The sequence below is a fragment of the Microbacterium sp. EG9 genome, assembly GCF_059759475.1.
Genome location: NZ_CM186217.1, coordinates 1336093 through 1357434 on the forward strand (window position 1 = coordinate 1336093; position 21342 = coordinate 1357434).

General features: G+C 70.5%; 16 protein-coding genes, 1 tRNA gene and 1 other RNA gene. 11 read left to right on the forward strand and 7 right to left on the reverse strand.

Annotated features, from left to right (window positions below):
- Positions 1–69 precede the first annotated feature (69 nt).
- From AC6CQV_RS06245 to AC6CQV_RS06255, 3 genes are read left to right on the forward strand one after another with little or no spacing between them, the layout of a single operon-like run.
- The gene (locus tag AC6CQV_RS06245; protein ID WP_498260537.1) at positions 70–1848 is read left to right on the forward strand and encodes a TIGR03767 family metallophosphoesterase; all 1779 of its coding nucleotides are present in this window, start codon (positions 70–72) and stop codon (positions 1846–1848) included.
- On the forward strand, positions 1848–2201 hold the full coding sequence (locus tag AC6CQV_RS06250; protein ID WP_498260538.1) for a hypothetical protein: 354 nt from the start codon (positions 1848–1850) through the stop codon (positions 2199–2201). The genes AC6CQV_RS06245 and AC6CQV_RS06250 overlap by 1 nt, the downstream gene beginning before the upstream one ends.
- On the forward strand, positions 2198–2782 hold the full coding sequence (locus AC6CQV_RS06255) for a hypothetical protein (protein WP_498260539.1): 585 nt from the start codon (positions 2198–2200) through the stop codon (positions 2780–2782). The genes AC6CQV_RS06250 and AC6CQV_RS06255 overlap by 4 nt, the downstream gene beginning before the upstream one ends.
- On the opposite strand, the gene AC6CQV_RS06260 is transcribed toward AC6CQV_RS06255, so the two are convergent.
- From AC6CQV_RS06260 to AC6CQV_RS06270, 3 genes are read right to left on the reverse strand one after another with little or no spacing between them, the layout of a single operon-like run.
- Positions 2773–5772: a bifunctional [glutamine synthetase] adenylyltransferase/[glutamine synthetase]-adenylyl-L-tyrosine phosphorylase gene (locus tag AC6CQV_RS06260; RefSeq protein ID WP_498260540.1), complete on the reverse strand. Its 3000-nt coding sequence runs from the start codon at positions 5770–5772 to the stop codon at positions 2773–2775. The two genes, AC6CQV_RS06255 and AC6CQV_RS06260, sit on opposite strands and share 10 nt — an antisense overlap.
- Before the next feature lie 6 nt (positions 5773–5778).
- On the reverse strand, positions 5779–7116 hold the full coding sequence (gene glnA / locus AC6CQV_RS06265; RefSeq protein WP_060958915.1) for a type I glutamate--ammonia ligase: 1338 nt from the start codon (positions 7114–7116) through the stop codon (positions 5779–5781).
- A 49-nt stretch (positions 7117–7165) separates the two neighbouring features.
- Positions 7166–7393: a hypothetical protein gene (locus AC6CQV_RS06270; protein WP_060958916.1), complete on the reverse strand. Its 228-nt coding sequence runs from the start codon at positions 7391–7393 to the stop codon at positions 7166–7168.
- A 73-nt stretch (positions 7394–7466) separates the two neighbouring features.
- On the opposite strand from AC6CQV_RS06270, the gene ppgK reads away from it, so the two are divergent.
- Both ppgK and AC6CQV_RS06280 read left to right on the forward strand, forming a co-directional pair.
- Entirely contained in the window at positions 7467–8225 is a 759-nt protein-coding gene (gene ppgK, locus AC6CQV_RS06275; RefSeq protein ID WP_492491376.1) for a polyphosphate--glucose phosphotransferase, read from the forward strand.
- A 176-nt stretch (positions 8226–8401) separates the two neighbouring features.
- Positions 8402–8605: a three-helix bundle dimerization domain-containing protein gene (locus tag AC6CQV_RS06280; protein WP_060958918.1), complete on the forward strand. Its 204-nt coding sequence runs from the start codon at positions 8402–8404 to the stop codon at positions 8603–8605.
- A gap of 267 nt (positions 8606–8872) precedes the next feature.
- Here AC6CQV_RS06280 and AC6CQV_RS06285 read toward each other — a convergent pair whose 3' ends face one another.
- Together AC6CQV_RS06285 and rnpB are read right to left on the reverse strand one after the other, a co-directional pair.
- The gene (locus AC6CQV_RS06285) at positions 8873–9295 is read right to left on the reverse strand and encodes a hypothetical protein (RefSeq protein WP_498260541.1); all 423 of its coding nucleotides are present in this window, start codon (positions 9293–9295) and stop codon (positions 8873–8875) included.
- 799 nt (positions 9296–10094) lie between these two features.
- Positions 10095–10469: RNase P RNA component class A (gene rnpB, locus AC6CQV_RS06290), an RNA gene on the reverse strand.
- 106 nt (positions 10470–10575) lie between these two features.
- Between rnpB and AC6CQV_RS06295 the strand changes: the two genes are divergently transcribed.
- Complete coding sequence (locus tag AC6CQV_RS06295) at positions 10576–11247, forward strand: LPXTG cell wall anchor domain-containing protein (RefSeq protein WP_498260542.1); 672 nt, start codon at positions 10576–10578, stop codon at positions 11245–11247.
- A complete protein-coding gene (locus AC6CQV_RS06300) occupies positions 11240–13018 on the forward strand; it encodes a DUF4012 domain-containing protein (RefSeq protein ID WP_498260543.1) in 1779 nt (592 codons plus the stop codon). The genes AC6CQV_RS06295 and AC6CQV_RS06300 overlap by 8 nt, the downstream gene beginning before the upstream one ends.
- Before the next feature lie 4 nt (positions 13019–13022).
- Here AC6CQV_RS06300 and AC6CQV_RS06305 read toward each other — a convergent pair whose 3' ends face one another.
- Complete coding sequence (locus tag AC6CQV_RS06305; protein ID WP_498260544.1) at positions 13023–14744, reverse strand: bifunctional 3'-5' exonuclease/DNA polymerase; 1722 nt, start codon at positions 14742–14744, stop codon at positions 13023–13025.
- Complete coding sequence (locus tag AC6CQV_RS06310) at positions 14741–15472, reverse strand: zinc ribbon domain-containing protein (RefSeq protein WP_498260545.1); 732 nt, start codon at positions 15470–15472, stop codon at positions 14741–14743. The genes AC6CQV_RS06305 and AC6CQV_RS06310 overlap by 4 nt, the downstream gene beginning before the upstream one ends.
- A gap of 119 nt (positions 15473–15591) precedes the next feature.
- On the opposite strand from AC6CQV_RS06310, the gene AC6CQV_RS06315 reads away from it, so the two are divergent.
- The 4 genes from AC6CQV_RS06315 (at position 15592) to AC6CQV_RS06330 (ending at position 21294) form a co-directional block, all read left to right on the forward strand.
- A complete protein-coding gene (locus AC6CQV_RS06315) occupies positions 15592–17094 on the forward strand; it encodes an amino acid permease (RefSeq protein ID WP_101306333.1) in 1503 nt (500 codons plus the stop codon).
- 32 nt (positions 17095–17126) lie between these two features.
- Positions 17127–17199: transfer RNA gene (locus AC6CQV_RS06320), tRNA-Val, on the forward strand.
- A gap of 133 nt (positions 17200–17332) precedes the next feature.
- The gene (gene aceE, locus AC6CQV_RS06325; protein WP_101306321.1) at positions 17333–20062 is read left to right on the forward strand and encodes a pyruvate dehydrogenase (acetyl-transferring), homodimeric type; all 2730 of its coding nucleotides are present in this window, start codon (positions 17333–17335) and stop codon (positions 20060–20062) included.
- A gap of 8 nt (positions 20063–20070) precedes the next feature.
- Positions 20071–21294 carry a PucR family transcriptional regulator gene (locus AC6CQV_RS06330; protein ID WP_101306320.1) on the forward strand — a complete coding sequence of 408 codons (1224 nt, stop codon included), beginning with the start codon at positions 20071–20073 and terminating at the stop codon, positions 21292–21294.
- The last annotated feature ends 48 nt before the right edge of the window (positions 21295–21342 follow it).

Here is a 21342-nt window from a genome sequence, read left to right on the forward strand (position 1 = left end):
GAGTCGCGCTCGCGGCCCGCTAGATTTGACGCACCCGATTGCGTCAGCGCGCCGAACCCGGAGGTGCCCGTGGGCGTGCTCTCCCGCCGCCAGTTCCTCGCCGTCGTCGGCGGTCTCGCCGCTGCCGGCGCACTCCCCCGCGACGAGCTCGCGCACACTCTCGCCGCACCGCCGCGCGCGGTCGCCGACGCACCGAGCACGCTCCTGCAGACGATCCTGCAGGGGCCGGTTCAGAAGGGCTCCTACCGCACGCTCGTCGCCGGCGCGGGTGAGCCCCACATCGCACGCTTCGACGTGCTCGGGCGCTCCGCGGACTCCGGGCGCGCCGCATCACGTCGGTCGCTCCTCTACCTCGCCCACCTCTCGGACATGCACGTCATCGACGCGCAGTCGCCCGGCCGCATCGAGCCGATGATCGTGCAGGACCACGCCGCGTGGGGATCGGCATTCCATCCGCAGGACCCGCTCAGCCCGCACGTGATCGCCGCGATGACCAGGTCGATCTCCGATCTTCGGTACAGCCCCGTCACCGGCGCTCCGATGGATGCCGCCGTCGTCACCGGAGACAGCGCGGACATGCACTCGCACCGCGAGCTGCGCTGGTACATCGACCTGCTCGACGGACTGACCGTCGACCCGCGCACGAGCGACACGTTCCAGGGCGTACAGGCGTGGGCCGAGGCCGTCTGGGCCTATCGGCCGGCCGATCCGACGGGCGGCGCGTTCGGCGCCTACGGCTTCCCCACCCTGCCGAGCCTGCTCGACGAGGCGATCGCCCACCCCGTGTCGTCGGTGGGCCTGCCCGCCCCCTGGTACACCGTCTACGGAAACCACGAGACGCTCCTGCTCGGAACGTTCGACCTCGACACGCAACTGCGCGCCCTCGCGGTGGGCGGACGCAAGTCGTACACCCTGGAGGCGACGGCGGCGATGGCGCTCGGCGGCTACGCGGCGCGCACGAGCGCCGTGCAGCAGACCCTGGATGCGTGGGGGCTCGAGCTGGGGCTGCGTCCCGGATTCAAGGCGGTCCCCGCCGATCCGGGGCGGGCGCTGTTCACGCAGCAGGAGTTCATGACGGAGCATTTCCGCACGGCGGATCGTCCCGGCCCGGTGGGGCACGGCTTCACCGAGGAGAATCTGCGCTCCGGCCAGACGTGGTGGAAGGCCGATCTGTCGCCGCGGGTGCGGGTGTTCGGCCTGGACACCTGCAACCAGGTCGCGGGCCCCGACGGCGCCGTGCCGAAGAACCAGTTCGACTGGCTCGAGGCGGAGCTCGTCACGGCCACCAAGGAGAACCGGCTCGCGATCGTGCTCAGCCATCACAACAGCGACACCCTGGAGAACCGGGCACAGCGGCCCGGGCAGGAGGAGGTGCTGCTCGGAGCCGACGAGTTCGTGGCGATGCTCGTGAGATACCCCGTGGTGGTGGCGTGGCTGAACGGACACACCCACCTGAACCAGATCCTCGCGCACCGCGCGTCGGGCGGTGGCGGCTTCTGGGAGATCACGACCGCATCCTGCATCGACTTCCCGCAGCAGCAGCAGACCGTGGAACTCGTCGACAACCGGGACGGCACGCTCTCGATCTTCACGACCGTCGTCGACCACGCCGCCGATCCGCGGCCGGGAAGCGGCGGCGACTATCTCGCGCTCGCTTCGCGCAGTCGCGAGCTCGCGTCCAACGACTGGGCCGAGACTCCGCTGATGCGCCGCGGGTCGGCGCTCGACCGCAACACCGAGCTCCTCCTGCCCGCGCCGTTCGATCTCGCGACGATCAGCGATGCGGCGCTCGAAGCGCAGCATCTCGCCGCGCGCACGCGCATCCTCGCGCACGAGGGGAACCTCTGATGCGCGCCGCTCGGCTCGCCTGCGCCCTCGTGGCGTGCGCCGTCGCCGCGGGCCTGGCGGGCTGCTCGCAGGTCGCCGCCCTCGCACCGGTCGGAGGAAACGGCCTGGCCGAAGTGCGCTTCGGAGCGATCGACGTCCTGCAGCAGAAGGGCATCGATCTGCTCGAGGCGCCCGTCTGCGCGACCGTGGGAGCAGGGCCCGCGGTGACCTGCACCGGCCGCACGCTCGACGGCCGCGACGTCTCGGTCGCCTCCAGCGTCTCGTCGGACGCGCGACTGGACGTGCTCGTCGGCGGACAGACGCTCTTCTCCGGCCTCCTGTCGGATGTGCTCGACGCGGCGGCGCGCGGATGAGCGCCGCTCCGACGTCGCTGACGCGGGTGGCCCTCGCGGGGGCCGTCGTGGTGGCCAACGCCGCCGCACAGGCTGCGCTCGTCGCGGTCGCGCCGCGTCAACCGCTGGATGCCGCTGCCATCGCCCTCGCCGTCGTCTCCGGTGCGGTCCTCGGTGCGGCGGCGGCCGCGCTATGGGTGATCGCCCAGGGGCGGTTCCGGGCGCGCACAGTGGGCCGCACGGCGGTCGCCGCGGTCGCCGTCGCCCTGTTCGCGGTGGCGGCACCCGTCGCGATCCCGGTCGTGGTCGCGATCGCGTGCCCCGTGATCGCGGCGGACCGCCCGGTCGTCGCCGGGACGGGGCTGCGGCGGCATCCCTGGCGCACCACCCTCCATCTGGTGCTGACGGCTCTGGCGGTCGCCCTGGCGAGCGTGGTGGCGATGCTTCTCGGGCTGCTCGCCCCCGGCGCGATCGGGTCCGCCGCCGCGTGGCTGATCATCGGAGCCGGCGCCGCCGTCATCACCGGGAGCTGGCAGCGCTGGGCACGCCGTGCTGAGTCCGAGCACGGCACACGCACGGCCCCGACATCCGCTCAGCCGTAGAAGAGCTTCTCGAAGTCGCGGCGCGCCCGTCGCGCCGTCCGCAGCCACTCCTCCTCGACGAGGGTGGCCGACCGCGGCGGGTACTCCAGCAGACGGCCGATGCCGTCGAGCTTGCCGCGATCGGTCGGAAGGACGTCGCTCGTCTGGCCGGACAGCAGCGTGTTGGCCGACCGCAGTCGACTCGCGAGCCGCCACGCGTCGTGGAGACGCTGCGCGGCGGCATCCGGCACCAGTCCGGCCGCCCGGGCGGCCTCGAGCGCGTCGAGGGTGGATGTCGTGCGCAGCGCCGGGACGTCGTGCGCGTGCTCGTGCTGCCAGAGCTGCACGAGCCATTCGACATCGCTCAGCCCGCCGGGGCCGAGTTTGAGGTGTCGCGACCGGTCGGCGCCCTGGGGCAGTCGCTCGTTCTCGACGCGCGCCTTGATCCGCTTGATCTCCCGCAGGTCCTGCTGCACGGGATGCCGGGGGTAGCGCACCTCGTCGGCGAGGGCCATGAACCGGCCGACGAGCTTCACGCTCCCGGCGACGCCGCGAGCGCGCAGCAGGGCCTGGGCCTCCCACGAGAGCGACCACCGACGGTAGTACGCCGTGTAGGAGTCCAGCGACCTCACGAGCGGTCCGTTGCGCCCTTCCGGACGCAGGTCGGCGTCGAGCTCGAACGGGACCCGATGATCTTCGGAGTAGGTGCGGATGCCGGCGACCAGGCGCAGCGCGAGATCGTGCGCGCGCTGCGGGTCGAGGCCGTTCGCGTCGTAGACGTAGAGCACGTCGGCGTCGGATCCGAAGCCCAGCTCTCCCCCGCCGAAGCGGCCCATCGCGATGACCGAGAAGTCCAGCGCGGCGTCCTCGGCGCCGACGATGTCGCGGCGGACCGCGCGCAGCGTGGCCTGGATGGTCACCTCGCTGACCGTCGTGAGGCCCTGTGCGAGCTCATCGATCGTCAGCGTGCCCAGCACGGCCCCGAAGGCGAGCCGCAACAGCTCCCGGCGACGCAGAGCGCGCACGGCGCGCATGGCCTCGACCACCGTCTCGTGCCGCGTCTGGATCGCGCGCGCCTCTTCCTGGAGGGCGACGCCGGGGCGCGGGCGGAGCTGGTCTTCGGAATCGAGCCAGGCGACCGACTCGGGGATCCACTCCATCAGCTCGCCGATGTAGCGCGATCCCGACAGCACGCGGGTGAGCCGCTCCGCGGCACCCGCCGAGTCGCGCAGCATCCTCAGGAACCAGGGCGTGTCGCCCAGACGCTCGCTGATGCGCCGGAAGGCGAGCAGGCCGTAGTCCGGATCGACCCCGTCGGCGAACCACCGGATCATGACCGGCATCAGATGACGCTGGATGGTGGCCTTGCGGCTCAGACCGCCCGTGAGCGCGCCGATGTGACGCAGCGCTCCCGCCGGATCGCGGAACCCGATGGCCGCGAGGCGATCGTGCGCCTGCGCGGTCGACAGCTGCTGCTCGTCCGAGCTCAGCGCCGCCACCGCCGACAGCAGGGGGCGGTAGAACAGGCGCACGTGGATCTCGCGCACCTCGCGCTTGATGCCCTCCCACAGCGCCCAGACGCCGGGCCCGCCGTCCGCCAGGCGCGACGCGCGAGCGAGCACCCGCAGACCGTCGGGCTGCTGAGGCATGAGGTGGGTGCGGCGCAGGTCACGCAGCTGCACGCGATGCTCGAGGACCCGCAGCACCCGGTAGTCATGCGAGAACGTCGCGGCATCCTCGCGCCCGATGTAGCCCGCGCCGACGAGCGCCTCGAGCGCATCGAGGGTGCCCCGTTGCCGGATCGTGTCGTCGGTGAGCCCGTGCACGAGCTGGAGCAGCTGAACGGTGAACTCGATGTCGCGGATGCCGCCGGGACCGAGCTTCAGCTGGTAGGGGACCTCCGCGGCGGGGATGTGGTCCGTCACCCGCTCGCGCATGCGCTGCACGCTGTCGACGAAGTTCTCCCGGGCCGCGCTCGTCCAGATCTTCGGCTGGACGGCCGCGACGTATGCCTCACCGAGAATACGGTCGCCCGCCAACGGGCGTGCCTTGAGGAGGGCCTGGAACTCCCAGCTCTTCGCCCAGCGGTCGTAGTACGAGAGGTGGGAGTCGAGGGTCCGCACGAGGGCGCCCTGCTTGCCTTCCGGGCGCAGATTGGCGTCGACCTCCCACAGGGGAGGCTCGATCTCCATCCCGGAGATGCCGCGCATCGTCTGCACTGCGAGCCGCGTCGCGATGTCGATCACGCGGCTCTCGCCCACCTGCTCGACGAGTTGCGGGTCTCCCCCGCCCACGAAGATGACGTCGACGTCGCTGACGTAGTTGAGCTCGCGCGCGCCGGTCTTGCCCATACCGATGATCGCGAGCTGCGTCGCCGCGACCTGGTCGCGCGGGAACAGACCCGATCCGGGCGCACCCCCGGCGACCCGCGTCCGTGCGACGCAGAGGGATGCCTCGAGTGCGGCACCGGCGGCATCCGCCAGGCTCGCCGCGACCGGTGCGAGCACGGCGACGGCGTCGTCGGCACCGAGGTCGTGGGCGGCGATGCGCGCGAGCATGCGCCGGTAGCGGACGCGGAGCGCCACCCACGCGCTCTCGTCGCCCGTCGCGGCGAAACCGTCGGCATCCGCGCCGACCGCATCGGTCAGCTCGCGCCGCAACTCCTCCGCCGTCGGCAGCGGCACCTCGGGGCCGACGAGGTGGGCGAGCTCGGCGGGGTGTCGGAGGAAGAAGTCGGCGAATCCCGTCGACGCGCCGAGCAAGCGCCACAGCGCAGAGCCTCCCCGCGTCAGCGCCTCCGCGACGGCGGTGGCGTCGCGGCGCGCGATGCGCGCGAGCGCCGCCAGAGCGCCGTCCGGATCGGCCGCGTGCTGGGCGCCGCGCAGGATGTCCTCGCGGGAGAGGCCCAGGGCCTCCGCCAGCTCGGTCAGCAGCGCGTCGGCGTCGCCGAGGTCACCGAATCCGTCGCGCGCCAGCAGCGTCAGAACCGACGTGCGCTCGCTCGAGGTCATGACGGATCAGAGCATCTCCAGGTTGCTCTTCAGCTCGAAGGGCGTCACCTGTGCACGGTACTCGTGCCACTCGCGGCGCTTGTTGAGCAGCACGTAGTTGAACACCTGCTCGCCCAGCGTCTCGGCGACCAGCTCCGACTCCTCCATGTACTCCAGCGCGTGGTCGAGGCTCGCGGGCAGCTGCGCGTAGCCGAGCGCGCGTCGCTCGGCATCCGTGAGCGACCAGACGTTGTCCTCGGCCTCCGGCGGAAGCTCGTAGCCCTCCTCGATGCCCTTCAGGCCCGCGGCGAGCATCAGCGCGAAGGCGAGGTACGGGTTCGCCGCCGAGTCGAGCGCGCGGTACTCCACCCGCGTCGACTGCCCCTTGTTCGGCTTGTACATGGGCACCCGCACGAGGGCGGAGCGGTTGTTGTGACCCCAGCAGATGAAGCTGGGCGCCTCGTCGCCGCCCCAGAGCCGCTTGTACGAGTTGACGAACTGGTTGGTCACCGCGGCGATCTCGTTCGCGTGGGTGAGCAGTCCGGCGATGAACTGGCGACCGGTCTTCGACAGCTGGTACTGCGCGCCCTCCTCGTAGAAGGCGTTCTGGTCGCCCTCGAAGAGCGACATGTGCGTGTGCATGCCGCTTCCCGGCTTGCCGGACAGGGGCTTCGGCATGAAGGTCGCGTACACGCCCTGCTCGATCGCCACCTCCTTGACCACGGTGCGGAAGGTCATGATGTTGTCGGCGGTCGCGAGGGCGTCCGCGTAGCGCAGGTCGATCTCGTTCTGCCCGGGGCCGCCCTCGTGGTGGCTGTACTCCACCGAGATGCCGAGGTCCTCGAGCATCCGCACGCTACGGCGGCGGAAGTCGTGGGCCGTGCCGCCGGGGACGTTGTCGAAGTAGCCGGCGGAATCCACCGGCTCCGGACCCTCGGGGCCGAACGACGACGACTTCAGCAGGTAGAACTCGATCTCGGGGTGGGTGTAGAACGTGAACCCGGCATCCGCCGCCTTCGCGAGCGTGCGCTTGAGCACGTGCCGCGGGTCTGCCACCGCCGGCTGCCCGTCGGGCGTGGTGATGTCGCAGAACATGCGGGCCGTCGGGTCGATCTCACCGCGCCACGGGAGCGTCTGGAACGTCGTCGGGTCGGGGTGGGCGAGCAGATCCGACTCGTACGAGCGGGTCAGGCCCTCGATGGCCGATCCGTCGAAGCCGAGTCCTTCGGTGAAGGCGCCCTCCACCTCGGCGGGGGCGATCGCGACCGACTTCAGCGTTCCGATCACATCGGTGAACCAGAGGCGGACGAACTTCACGCCCCGCTCTTCGATCGTGCGCAGTACGAAGTCCCGTTGCTTGTCCATCGCGTCCTCTCAGATGCCGCTTCGAAGGGAAGCCGGGCCGAAGGCCAGACTATCGGTCCCCGTCGGTGTGCGACGCGTCGCCCGACGTACCCCAGTCGCCCTCGCGGGCGTCGTCCTCGGCCCACTCGCGCGAACGCTTCGCGAGCAGCTCCGGAGCCTTCGCCGCCTCTTCGGCCGTGTCGAACGGTCCGGCGCGGTCGATGGCGGGCGACTCGAACCCGCGCTCGACGGCGCCGGTCGTGAGGTTGTACCAGTACTTCTCGTCGCCTGACGTCATGGCAGGTCCTTCCTGTGGGGGCTCTGGCTCGATCCTAACGATGGGCGCGGAGGACCTGGATAGGCTGGACCGCATGACGACGAAGGCGACCCGCGCGGTCGGTGTGGACATCGGCGGAACCGGCATCAAGGGTGCCCTCGTTGACCTCGAGGAGGGAAAGCTCCTCAGCGACCGCGTGAAGGTGGCGACGCCGACCGGCGCCGAGCCCGACGACGTGCTGGCGGCGGTGCAGACCGTTCTCGACACGCTGGGCGTCACCGACGCCGACATCCCGCTGGGCGTCGCGTTCCCCGCGATCGTCAAGAACGGCAAGACCCTCTCCGCGGCCAACGTCGCCGACACCTGGGTCGGCTTCGAAGCCGAGAAGTTCTTCGAGGACGGCCTCGGCCGTGAGATCCACTTCGCGAACGACGCGGATGTCGCCGGTGTCGCGGAGGCGCGATACGGTGCCGCTCGCGACGTGCCCGGCCTCGTGCTGCTGACGACGCTCGGCACCGGCATCGGGACCGCCATGCTGTACGACGGCGTCCTGATCCCGAACGCCGAACTCGGACATCTCCAGCGTGCGCATCACGGCAAGGATGCCGAGGCGTGGGCGGCCTACTCGGCGATGGAGCGCGACGAGCTCACGTGGAAGAAGTGGGCCAAGCGCCTGCAGTGGTATTACAGCTACCTCGACTTCCTCCTGAGCCCCGATCTGTTCATCGTCGGCGGAGGGGTCTCGAAGCACGCCGACGAGTTCCTGCCGCTGCTGCAGCTCTCCACACCCATCGTCCCCGCCACGCACCGCAACAACGCGGGGATCATCGGCGCGGCGGCGCTGGCGGTGTAGCGCGATCGACTGTTGCCACGCGCGTCCTGTTCGCTCTATGGTGAGCCTGACGGTCTGGGGACTGTCGAGCTCCACTTTCACACGCTGATGCAAGCGGCGGAGAGGCGGGACGCAGAGCTGCGTTCCGCCTCTCTCCGTCTTACCGTCGTCGCGCTGCGCGGCGTAGGCTCGTCGCTATGTCGACCCAGCCCGCGGATCCCGAAGCGGTCATCCAAGAGATCGTCGAACGTCTCGAAGTGCGTTTCCCGAACGCCCCGGCCTCCGCGGTGAGGGCTGCTGTCGAGGAGGCTCGCGATCACTTCTCGCGCGCTCGCGTCAAGGACTTCCTGCCGGTGTTGATCGAGCGCGAGGCGAAGGCCCGGCTCGAACGACCCCTCTGACCCCTCCGGCGGTCGGGTCGCGAACCCTGCCGGACGCGGTGAGGCGAATGGGCCGGCCTGTACGCCGGGTTCTGAGAGCGCAGATATTGGCTCTGGTGGGCGTTCGTTGGCACACCGCGTCATCCCGGTGAGGCGGTGATTCCGCTCATTGGGCCCCGTTGGTGATCCCAGACATGTAGGCGCCTTCGCGGGCCCTCAACGCAGAACGGCCCCGGTCGACCTGTGAGGGCCAACCGGGGCCGTGTCGCGACGCTGACCTGTGTACGACTACTGGAGGTACTTGGCGAGTGTCTCGGTGAATGCGCTCCTAATCGCCGCCTCGCTGGTTCGTGGAGGAGTGCGCTCATCGACCTGGACCTTGATACGTCGGGGCATGCCCCACAAGAACGGCACCTTCTTCTCGTCCTTCGTCCAATACCAGGAGCCGCTACGAGTCACCAGCACGGTTTCGCCGATCGAATAATCGTTGGTGCTCTCCCATATGCTCACGAGCCATCCCTCGCGGTGTCGACCGCGTTCGATGCGCACGGTTGGGAGGGACCGGGCCTGTGCTGCCTTCGCGAACTCCGAAGCGCACTGATCGAGCGCATCGTGTGCGAGCCGTTGCAAGTTGCGCGCCTCCACACGTTTCGCCTCCTCGCGTGCACGTTGTCTCTCGGCCGCCGCCTCAGCATCCTCAAGAAGTCCCATATGCGGATGCTATTGGACCAGCGGACAGTCGGACAGCCCGACAAAGCGACTGACCTATGAAGGACAGGCCGGGGCTGCGACATGATGCTGGACTATCGACTGCGATAGCGACGCCCCGAGAGTCCGGTGCGGCGCGGTCACCCGCCGTAGACCTCGACGTCACGGAGCGGGCATCTGTGTGAGCGCCGACCCTCTCTCCTGCGAGGCCCGCGCCCCCGGGGAGCGTGGAGTACCTAAACTCCAGGCCGAGGGATCAGATCTGACTCGACGACGAGAGCTGCGAGTGACTAGAGCTTCGCGAGCAGGTCGACCATCCCCGCACGCAGATTCTGAAGGTTTACACGGTCCAGGTTGCCGACTGCGGCCCGGGTCGTCGTCCGCACAGCGGATCCGACGAGCATCATCAAGAATCGACGGTGGAACACGTGGATGACCGCGGTGAGTCGACCGTCGGTCAGGAGGACAAACTCTTGCTTGTGGGCGACTCCCCGGGATAGGAGAGCTCTTACAGTGGCCACCCGTGACCCAGCACGCCGCCGGCCCATACGGACACTGATGCGCCACGTCCATCGTGGAGTACTTTGCGCCGCGTCCGCTGCTCATGCACGGGCACGAAGGGCTTCGAACGGCGCGCGCGATGCTCCGGGCGCGAGTCAGCGACAGACGCGCGGCTTCGCCTCCTGTAAGTGACTCCGACGACCGCACGCGCGGGGCCATCGACAGCGTTCTTGACCTTCTGCGGACTCCAGGCGGACTGGCGGCGCGTACCCCAGGAAATACCTGATCAGATGGGATAAGGCGAATGGGCCGGCCTGTACGCCGGGTTCTGTCCGGGAGCTCGCGCTCCGTGGACGGTCATCTCTCTCGGCGACACGTTGCCGTGCCGCTCCAGCGGCCTACCCGGGGACTCGGCGAGCCGCGTCGGCATCCCCTGTCTGGCCTTGCTCCGGGCGAGGTTTACCGTGCGGACCGTGTCACCACGATCCCGGTGGTCTCTTACACCACCCTTTCACCCTTACCCCGGTGCTCCGACGAGCGGAGTCCGGGGCGGTCTGCTCTCTGTGGCACTGTCTCGCGGATTGCTCCGGGTGGGTGTTACCCACCGCCCTGCCCTGTGGAGCCCGGACGTTCCTCGGTGCGGGTGACCCCGCCACGCGACCGTCCAGCCGACCCATTCGCTCCCCCGATCCTACTGGTTCGCGTCGTTCCGACGTGGTACGGTGTCGCCACGAGGCCCGGCTGGGGGGTTTGGGCTCGCATCGCCTGGGGGAGGCATCATCATGCGTAAGTACGCGCTGCCCGTTTTTCTTGCCGTCGTTCTGCTGTCGGGGGGTGCGTCGGCCGCGTCGGCTGCCGATACCGGCGACGACTACGGCCCCGACACGCCGTCATCGCCGTCGCTGAGCGGGACGACGGTCTCGCCGTCCTGCGACGCGAACGTGCCGTGGATCGACTACTCGGTGGTCCTGAACGATCCGGACGGGCAGGCCACGAGCCACACGGCGCGCCTGGTGCTGACCGACGGCGCGCAGAGCACCACCATCGCGCTCGGGGAGATCGTCGACGGGACGCTGTCCGGACGGGTGCTCTGGCCCGGCGCATCGGTGGACGAGAACGGGCAGGGGAACGGCTGGCCCGGGTGGGCCTTCGAGAACGGTCAGTGGGTCGCGTCGCCGGGCAACTTCGCCTGGACGAGGGGCGACATCTCGGCCACCGTCGAGGTGAACCCGTCACTGCGGGTCGCGCTCTCCTACCCGCCGTCGACGCCGGCGTGTCTGACGGACCCCGCCGGTGTGGCGACGTCGGGAGCCGTCGCGGCTGCGGGGATGTCGCTACCGGCGACGGGCGGCGACGGCGCAGCCGTGCTCCCGCTCACGGCCCTCGCGCTCGCGCTCGTGGTCGGCGGCGGTGCCCTGCTGTACGCCCGGCGCGCGCGCCGCGCCCGTGACTGAGGTCGCGCCGCCCACCACCGCGACCGGATCGCGCCGCCGCAAGCGGCGGCGGGGGGCTCTGGTCGCCGTCGTGGTGGTCGGGCTGCTCCTCGCGGTGACGGGATGGCTCGGCATCCGCGGGTGGATGGCGAAGAACGAGCTCGAGGAGGTCGTCGCGCTGCAGCCGCGCCTGTCGGCGGCCCTCGCCGCGGGCGACCTGGCCGCACTGACCCCCGTCGTCGATGCCGCACGGGAGCATGCGTCGCGCGCAGCCGCCCTGACGTCGGACCCGCTGTGGCGAGCCAGTGAGGCGATCCCTGTCGTGGGGGCGAACACCGCCGCCGTGCGGATGCTGGCGGACACCGTCCGCGACGTCGCCGCCGCGACCGGAGACGTCCTCGTCGCGGCGCAGCCCACCGGCGGTGCGGACGGAACGATCGACCTGTCGGGGGTCGCCGCGGTCTCGGCTCCGCTCGACGCCCTCGCGCAGCGCGTGGCCGCCGCCGACGGCGCCCTCACCGCGCTCCCCCGCGACCAGCTCGTCGGTCCGCTGCGGGATGCCGCCGACCGCGCCGGCGTCGCGGTCGGCGCCGGGGCGCCGCTGCTGCGGGACGCGGCCGCCGCGGCGAACGCGCTCCCGGGGATGCTGGGTGCCGACGGTGCGCGGACGATTCTGGTCATGATCCAGAACACCGCGGAGACGCGCACCGGCGGCGGCATCACCGGCTCCTTCCTCGCGATACGGGCGGTCGACGGTCGCCTGGAGGTGACCGACCACGTCGACTCCCGCGCCTTCCACTCGCTCGATCATCCGATCGCGGAGCTTCCTCCCGATCTCGTGGCGCTCTACGGTGAGGCTCCCGGGCGGTTCGTCATGAATGCGACGATGACCCCCGACTTCGCCCTCAGCGCACGGCTCGCGTCGGCGTGGTGGCAGTCGCTCGGCCATGCCGCGCCGGACACGGTGGTGGCGGTCGATCCCGCCGTGCTCGCGTCTCTCCTCACGATCACCGGGCCACTGACCCTCTCCGACGGCACCGTCGTCGACCGCGGCGACGTGGTCGAGGACATCCTGGTCCGGCCCTACCTGGAGAAGACGGCCGACGAGCAGACGGCGATGCAGAGTGATCTCACGGATCGGCTGTTCGCGGCGCTCTCGTCGCGTCCCCTCGATCCGCTCCGCTGGATGGACGCCCTCGCGAAGCCGGTCGCGCAGGGGCGCGTGTCGGTGTGGAGCGCCCGGGCGGATGAGGGGTCGGCGCTGGCGCAGGGCCCGCTCGGCGGAGCGCTCGCCCGCCTGCGCGCGGCGGGACCCGACGCCGTGGGCGTCTTCTTCAACGATGCCACGACGGGGAAGATGGACACCTATCTGCACACGCGCATCGCTCCGTCGGTGCAGACGTGCCGGGCCGACGGCGCCGCCGACGTGACGCTCGCCGTGACGCTGCGCAGCAGCGCGACCGTGGCGGCTCGCGACTTCTCCGTGTGGATGACGGGAGCGGCGAACCCGTCCGCCCCCGGCGACATCACGACGGATGTCACGGCGATGATCCCGGACGGATGGTTCCTGGGCGGCGTGGAGCTCGACGGCGAACGGGCTTCCTCCACCGACGTCGACGGCGACGCGTCGGCGGCGACCCTCGCGCGTGTGACACTCGCTCCCGGACAGGAGCGCACATTGACGTTCCACTTCGTCGCCCCACGCGGCGCCGGGCTGCAGCCCGTCGTCGTGCACACCCCGATGATGAACGATGTCGACGTGGAGGCAACCAGCGCGCCCGGGTGCGGGTGACCCCTCAGTCCTTCGCGGCGTCGACGGCGATCCGCAGATCCAGCGGGAAGTCGATCGGGAACGAGCCGAAGAGCAGCCGAGCGGCGTTCGCGGCCTCCTCCCGCACCGCCTCGGCGACGGCCTCCGCGTGCGGGGCGGGGGTGTGCACGATGATCTCATCGTGAAGGAAGAAGGCGAGGTGCGCGCGTCGGCCGAACACGGGCCCCGATGCCGCCGCGCCGTCCGCGGCGTCCACCTCGGGCAGGGCCGCGAGGCGGCCGCGCAGGTCGGCGAGCCACGCCGCCGCCCACTCAGCGGCGGTGCCCTGCACGACGAAGTTGCGGGTGAAGCGCCCGCGATCACGGGCGGAGCGGCGGGCGCGTACGCGGTCTGCCTCCGTCGCGTCGGGAAGCGCGGCGGAGGCCTGGATCTCGCGCCAGGAGGAGGACGGAGGCGGGCTGGAGCGACCGAGCCAGGTCGAGACGACTCCTCCCCGCTCCCCCGTCGCTGCGGCGTCGTCGACCAGTCCCATCGCCCGCGGGTAGGCGCGCCGCAGCGCCGGGACCAGGCGGCCGCTGTCTCCCGTCGTCGCACCGTACATCGCGCCGAGGACGGCGATCTTGGCCTCCTGGCGGGTCTGGACCACCCCGCTCGCGACGATGCCCTCGTAGAGATCGCGCCCGCGCGCCGCCGACGCGAGCGACTCGTCGGACGCCATCGCCGCGAGCACCCGCGGCTCCAACTGCGCGACATCGGCCACGACGAGGGTCCACCCCGGATCGGCCCGGACGGCGCGGCGCAGCTGGCGCGGGATCTGGAGTGCGCCGCCCCCGGATGACGCCCATCTGCCCGTCACGACCCCTCCGGGCACGTAGACGGGACGGAACCGGCCGTCGGCGGCCCACTCGTCGAGCCAGGCCCAGCCGTTCGCGCTCATCAGGCGCGTGAGCTTCTTGTAGGCGAGGAGGGGCCCGATGGCGGGATGGTCGTACTCGGCCAACTCCCACCGACTCGTGGATTCGGCGCGCACCCCGACACGGTGAAGGCTGCGCAGGAGCTTCGGGTGCGAGTCCAGACTCGCCGCCGGGTCACCGAGCGCCACGCGCACGGCCGTCGCGAGGTCGCGCACGCGGGCGGGGAGCTCGCCGGGCGCGGGGCGGGCGCCGAGAACGTCCTCGAGGATCGCCTCGTGCGTCCGCCGGTCCCAGGGCAGACCTGCCGTGTTCATCTCCGTCGCCAGGAGCGCGCCGGCGGACTCGGCGACGATCAACAGCTGCAGACGAGCGGGGTCTGCGCCGTCGCGGAGCGCGCGCTGCTGGCGCCGGAACTCGGCGAGCGCCTCGTCGGGATCGTCGGGCACGCCCGCACGCGCGGTGCCGTCGAGATCGAACAGCGCGGGTGCGGTGGGTGTCGCGGGCTCGTCCACCGCGACATCCCACACCGTCGCGGCACGCAGCGCGGCCGCATCGGTGACGAGAGCGCTGTCGCGCAGGATCGCGTGTGCGAGCCGCAGGTCATGGCACCGTGCGAGGACGGTGCCGGCGCGGAGCGCCCGCGGATACCAGCGTGTCGTGTCGGACCAGACCCACCGGGTGAGCGGGTCGTCGTCCCACCACGCATCGAGCGCGCGGCGCTCGACGTGCTGGACGTCGAGGTCTGCGCCGATCGTGGTGACGACCGCCTGCTCGCCCGATGTCGTGACCAGGCGCCAGCGCGGCGTGCTCCGTGCCGCGCTGGTGGCGTTCACAGCCCCGATTCGTCCGTGCGCACGAGGATGCCGCCGCACTCGGGGCACTGGACGACGTCGTCGTCGGCGGCCTGGCGGATCGTCTGCAGATCGGTGCCCGCGAGCACCATGTTGCACCCCTCGCACGTGCGACGGCGGAGCAGTCCGGCGCCGACACCGCGAGCGGACAGGCGCTCGTACAGCGCGAGCAGATCCGCGGGCACACGGGCGGCGATGGCGGCGCGGTCGCGGGTGGCGACCTCGCTGCGCGCGGTCGCGGCGGCGACGCTCTCCTTCGCGGCGGCGCTCAGTCGCCCGCCCTCCTCGTTCACGGCGGCGATGGCCGCCTCCTGCGCCGCGACGGCGGCTTCGGCGGCCTCGAGCCGCTCCATCAGCTCGAGCTCGGCATCCTCGAGGTCGCTCTTGCGCTTCGCGAGCGACGCCAGCTCGTGCTCGAGTCCCTGCGCCTCCTTGGCGTTGGCCGACGCCGCGAGGCGTTCCCGGTCGCGGGCGACACGAGCCTCGACGAGCGCGACATCCGACTCCAGACGCGCCAGTTCCGCGTTCACGTCGTCGCGGGCCCCGAGCAGCGTCGTCAGTTCGGCGGACTGGGCCTGGCGCTGTGCGAGCAGCTCCTGCACACGGCCGGCCTGCTCCGGGTTGCGGCGGGCATGCTCAGCGTGCTGGATCGCGGCGTCGAGCGTCGCGAGTTCGAGCAGGAGCTGCTGGTCGGCGGGTCGTGACTTCACCGTCCCAACCTACCGCTCCCGACGCAGGGGCGTTCCGGTCGGCGCGGACGTCGCACTAGCATGTTCACCCTGACCGCAGTGCTGCGCACCGTGCTCTGCGGATCCTCAGAGGAGGCGCCATGAGCGTGATGCGCACGAAGTCCATCGAGCGATCGATCGCCGACACGGAGGAACCGGAGTTCCGGCTGCGAAAGTCGCTCTCCGCGCTCGACCTGACCGTCTTCGGGGTCGGCGTGGTGATCGGCGCCGGCATCTTCACCCTGACCGGCCGTGCCGCCCACGAGGTCGCCGGACCCGCGGTGGTCGTCAGCTTCATCGTGGCGGCGGTCGCCTGCGCTCTCGCGGCGATGTGTTACGCCGAGTTCGCATCGACGGTTCCGGTGTCGGGCTCCGCGTACACGTTCTCGTACGCCTCGCTCGGCGAGCTGTTCGCCTGGATCATCGGATGGGACCTCATCCTCGAGATGTTCCTCGGCGCGAGCGTGGTCGCCCAGGGGTGGAGCGCGTACCTCGGCGTGCTCCTCGGCCAGCTCGGCATCCCCTTGCCGGAGGCCATCGGCTACGGCGGCGTGGTCGATGTCATGGCGATCCTCCTGGTCATCGTCCTCGGCATCCTCATGACGATCGGCATTCGCGAGTCCATGCGTGTCAACCTCGTGCTCGTCGGGGTGAAGCTCTTCATCGTCCTGTTCGTGATCGTCGCCGGGATCATGTTCATCAACCCCGCCAACTACACGCCGTTCGTCCCGGATGCCGCGCCGCGCGAGGCGGCGACGGGTCTCATGCAGCCGCTTCTCCAGTTCCTCTCCGGCTCGGCGCCGATGGCGTTCGGCGTGGGCGGCATCTTCGCGGGCGCGGCCCTCGTCTTCTTCGCCTACATCGGCTTCGACGTCGTCGCCACGACGGCTGAGGAGACGAAGAACCCGCAGCGCGACCTCCCGATCGGCATCATCGCGTCGCTCGTGATCTGCACTGTTCTCTACTGCGCCGTCGCGCTCGTCGTGACCGGCATGGTGCGCTACGACGAGCTCGACCCCGCCGCCGCCCTCGCGAACGCGTTCACGCATCACGGTCAGGCCTGGATGGCCACGGTCATCTCCGCCGGAGCGGTGGCCGGCCTCACCACCGTCGTGCTGACGCTGATGATCGGTGCGACGCGCATCATCTTCGCGATGTCGCGCGACGGTCTGCTCCCCCAGCGGCTCGCCAAGGTGCACCCCACCCGACGGACCCCCTGGGTGATCTCCATCGTGGTCACCGTGATCGTCGCCGTCGTCGCCGGACTGACCCCCATCGGTGTGCTCGAGGAGATGGTGAACATCGGCACGCTGTCGGCCTTCGTGCTGGTGTCGGTCGGTGTGGTCGTGCTGCGGCGCACCCGCCCCGACCTCAAGCGCGGCTTCCGGGTGCCCGGCAACCCGGTGCTACCGCTCCTTTCGGCCCTCATCTGCGTCTACCTGATGCTGAACCTGACGGTGGAGACCTGGCTGCGGTTCCTCATCTGGCTCGTGATCGGGTTCGTGGTCTACTTCGCCTACTCCCGCGGTCATTCCCGACTGGGCAAGGACGACGGGATGTACCTCAATCCCGCCGAGCCGCGTGTCGTCGGGCGCGACGGCTAACCGCAGCCCCTCCTCATAGACTGAGGGGGTCAGGGCCTTTAGCTCAGCTGGTAGAGCGCCACGTTTACACCGTGGATGTCGTCGGTTCGATCCCGGCAGGGCCCACTCGCGTCCCGCGCGGTCCACCCCATCGCGATGTGACTAGGCTGATCCAGGACGCGTTGTCGACGCTGCACAAAGCCGCGCGCATCCCAAGCCCCATCCCTGGCACGATCTGCCAGACGACGAAAGGTGTCTCGTGACGGTCAACGATCAGGATCCGTACTCTCAGGGACCGCAGGACAGCGACCCCGAAGAGACGCACGAGTGGCAGGAATCGCTGCAGCAGCTCGTCGACAGCAAGGGGGCGGGGCGCGGTCGCGAGATCATGCTCAGCCTGCTGAACAAGTCGCACGAGCTGCAGCTGAACGTGCCCCAGGTCCCCACGACCGACTACATCAACACGATCGCGCCGGAGAACGAGCCCGCCTTCCCCGGTGACGAGGAGATGGAGCGTCGCTACCGCCGGTGGATCCGCTGGAACGCCGCGCTCACCGTGCACCGTGCTCAGCGCCCCGGTATCGGCGTCGGCGGACACATCTCGACCTACGCGTCGTCCGCGTCGCTGTACGAAGTCGGCTTCAACCACTTCTTCCGCGGCCTCGATGACCCCACGGGCGGCGACCAGATCTTCATCCAGGGCCACGCCTCCCCCGGCATCTACGCCCGCTCCTTCCTCGAGGGGCGTCTGTCGGCCGACCAGCTCGACGGTTTCCGTCAGGAGAAGTCGAAGGCACCGCTGGGCATCCCGTCGTACCCGCACCCGCGGCTCATGCCCGAGTACTGGCAGTTCCCGACCGTGTCGATGGGTCTCGGACCCATCAACGCGATCTACCAGGCGATGACCAACAAGTACCTCACCAACCGCGGGATCAAGGACCTCTCGGGCTCGCGCGTCTGGGCCTTCCTCGGCGACGGTGAGATGGACGAGGTCGAGAGCCGCGGACAGCTCCAGGTCGCGGCCAACGAGGGTCTGGACAACCTCACCTTCGTGGTGAACTGCAACCTCCAGCGCCTCGACGGACCGGTGCGCGGCAACGGCAAGATCATCCAGGAGCTCGAGGCGTTCTTCCGCGGCGCGGGCTGGAACGTCATCAAGGTCGTCTGGGGCCGCGGCTGGGACGACCTGCTCCAGGTCGACACCGACGGTGCTCTCGTGCGCCTCATGAACACGACGCCGGACGGCGACTTCCAGACCTATCGCGCGGAGGACGGCAAGTTCATCCGCGACCACTTCTTCGGCCGCGACGAGCGCACCGCCGCCATGGTGAAGGACTGGTCGGACGAGGACATCTGGGGCAAGCTGCGCCGCGGCGGCCTGGACTACCAGAAGCTCTACGCCGCCTACAAGGCCGCCACCGAGCACAAGGGCCAGCCCACGGTCATCCTCGCGAAGACCATCAAGGGATACGGTCTCGGTCACCACTTCGAGGGCCGCAACGCGACCCACCAGATGAAGAAGATGACGCTCGACGACCTCAAGCACTTCCGCGACTCGATGCGCATCCCGGTCTCCGATGCGCAGCTCGAGGAGAACCCCTACGCGCCGCCGTACTTCCACCCGGGCATGGAGGACGAGACCATCCAGTACATGGTGGAGAAGCGTCGCGCCCTCGGCGGGTTCCTGCCGGAGCGTCGCACCCACCACGTGCCGATCAGCCTGCCCGACGACAGCGCGTACGCGCTGCCGAAGAAGGGTTCCGGCACGCAGGAGGTCGCCACGACGATGGCCTTCGTCCGCCTGCTGAAGGACCTGCTGCGCTCGAAGGACTTCGGCAACCGCATCGTCCCGATCATCCCGGACGAGGCGCGCACCTTCGGTCTCGACGCGTTCTTCCCGACCGCGAAGATCTACAACCCGAACGGTCAGAACTACACCTCGGTCGACCGTGAGCTCCTCCTCGCCTACAAGGAGAGCCCGCAGGGGCAGATCATGCACGTCGGCATCAACGAGGCGGGTGCGGTCGCCGCCTTCACCGGCACGGGCACCTCGTACGCCACGCACGGCGAGCCGCTGATCCCGGTCTACATCTTCTACTCGATGTTCGGCTTCCAGCGCACCGGCGACGCGCAGTGGGCGGCGGCGGACCAGATGGCCCGCGGCTTCATCATGGGCGCAACGGCCGGTCGCACCACTCTGACCGGTGAGGGCCTCCAGCACGCCGACGGCCACTCGCACCTGCTGGCCTCGACGAACCCCGCCACCGTGTCGTACGACCCGGCGTACGGGTACGAGATCGCCCACATCGTGCGCTCCGGCCTGGACCGCATGTACGGCGGCAACCACCCCGACCCCAACGTGATGTACTACATCACCCTCTACAACGAGCCGCTGGTGCAGCCGGCCGAGCCCGAGGGCGTCGACGTCGACGGCATCGTCCGCGGCATCCACCGCATCTCCGAGGGTTCCGGCGACGGTCACCGCGTGCAGCTGCTCGCGTCGGGCGTCGGCGTGCCGTGGGTGCTCGAGGCGCAGCAGCTGCTGCGCGACGACTGGGGTGTGGCCGCCGACGTCTGGTCGGTCACGAGCTGGACGGAGCTGCGCCGCGACGGTCTCGCCGCCGACGAGCACAACTTCCTCAACCCGCTCGCCGAGCCGCGTACCGCGTACCTGACCGAGAAGCTCCGCGACACCGCGGGTCCGGTGCTGGGCGTGAGCGACTACATGCACGCGGTCCAGGACCAGATCCGCGAGTGGGTGCCCCGTCGGTACGTGACGCTGGGTGCCGACGGCTTCGGCTTCTCCGACACCCGTGCCGCGGCGCGTCGCTTCTTCAAGATCGACGGACCGTCGATCGTGGTCCGCGCGCTGCAGGCGCTGGCCGAGGAAGGACTCGTCGACCGCTCGCTGTCGGCCCAGGCGATCGAGAAGTACCGTCTGCACGACGTGACGGCCGGAACGACCGGGAACGCCGGCGGCGAGAGCTGACCGGTTCGATGCCCGCCCGCCCCACACCTCAGGAGAAGGCGGAGACACTCGCGTGGCTCCGCCGCATCTCCGGGGACCTGGCCACGGCGACCATCAAGCGACTCGAAGACTCGCTGCCGTGGTACGCCGACATGCCGCCGGCACGCCGGTCGGCCGTGGGCCTCGTGGCGCAGGCGGGCATCGCCTCGTTCATCCAGTGGTACGAGGATCCGGGCTCCACGCCCTGGATCGCCGCCGACATCTTCGCCGCAGCCCCCCGTGAACTGCTGCGCAGCGTCAGCCTGACGCAGACGCTGCAGCTCATCCGGGTGACCGTCGCCGTCACCGAGGAGCGCGTCGCGGGCCGGGCGGAGGACCTGCGCGAGAGCATCCTGCTGTTCTCCCGCGAGGTCGCGTTCGCGTCGGCCGACGTCTACGCGCGGGCCGCAGAGGCCCGCGGGCTCTGGGACGCGCGACTCGAAGCGCTCGTCGTCGACTCGATCCTCACGGGCGAGGCCGACGAGGAGCTGCCGAGCCGTATCGCCGCGCTCGGCTGGCACGGCCACGGAGAGGTCGCCGTGCTCGTGGGTACGACGCCCCCGCAGCTGGATGTCGATCATCTGCGGCGGCTCGCGCGCAAGCTCGGCGTCGACGTGCTCATCGGCGTGCAGGGGTCGCGCCTCGTGCTGGTGATCGGGCGTGCGGTACTGCCCGGACGCGAGCCGGTGAGCGACGAGCTGCCGTTCCCCGAGATCGCACGACGGCTGGAGCCCGGCTTCGGTCCCGGCCACCTCGTCCTCGGTCCCACGGTGCCCGCGCTGGTGGATGCCGGGCTGAGTGCGCGCGCGGCGCTGGCGGGGTTCGCCGTCGCCGGGGCGTGGCGTCACGCCCCGCGACCGGTCGAGGCCGACGATCTGCTGCCCGAGCGTGCGCTGGCCGGCGACGCCATGGCGAAGGCGACCCTGGTCGAGCGCATCTACCGTCCGCTGCAGGCGCACTCCGCCGATCTCGTCACGACGCTCTGGAGCTACCTCGACAACGGGCGCTCCCTCGAGGCGACGGCGCGCGAGCTGTTCGTCCACCCGAACACCGTGCGGTACCGCCTCAAGCGCGTCTCGGACGTCATCGGCTGGGATGCGACCGGGCCGCGAGAGGCGCTCATCCTGCAGACGGCCCTCATCATCGGGTCGATCGGCACCGAGGCGACGCGCCGTCGGGGAAGCGCGGCGCGCCGCCCCTCTCGCACCGACTGACATCCCACCGTCCCGTTGCTGTTATCGATCGGATACAAAGCAATCCGC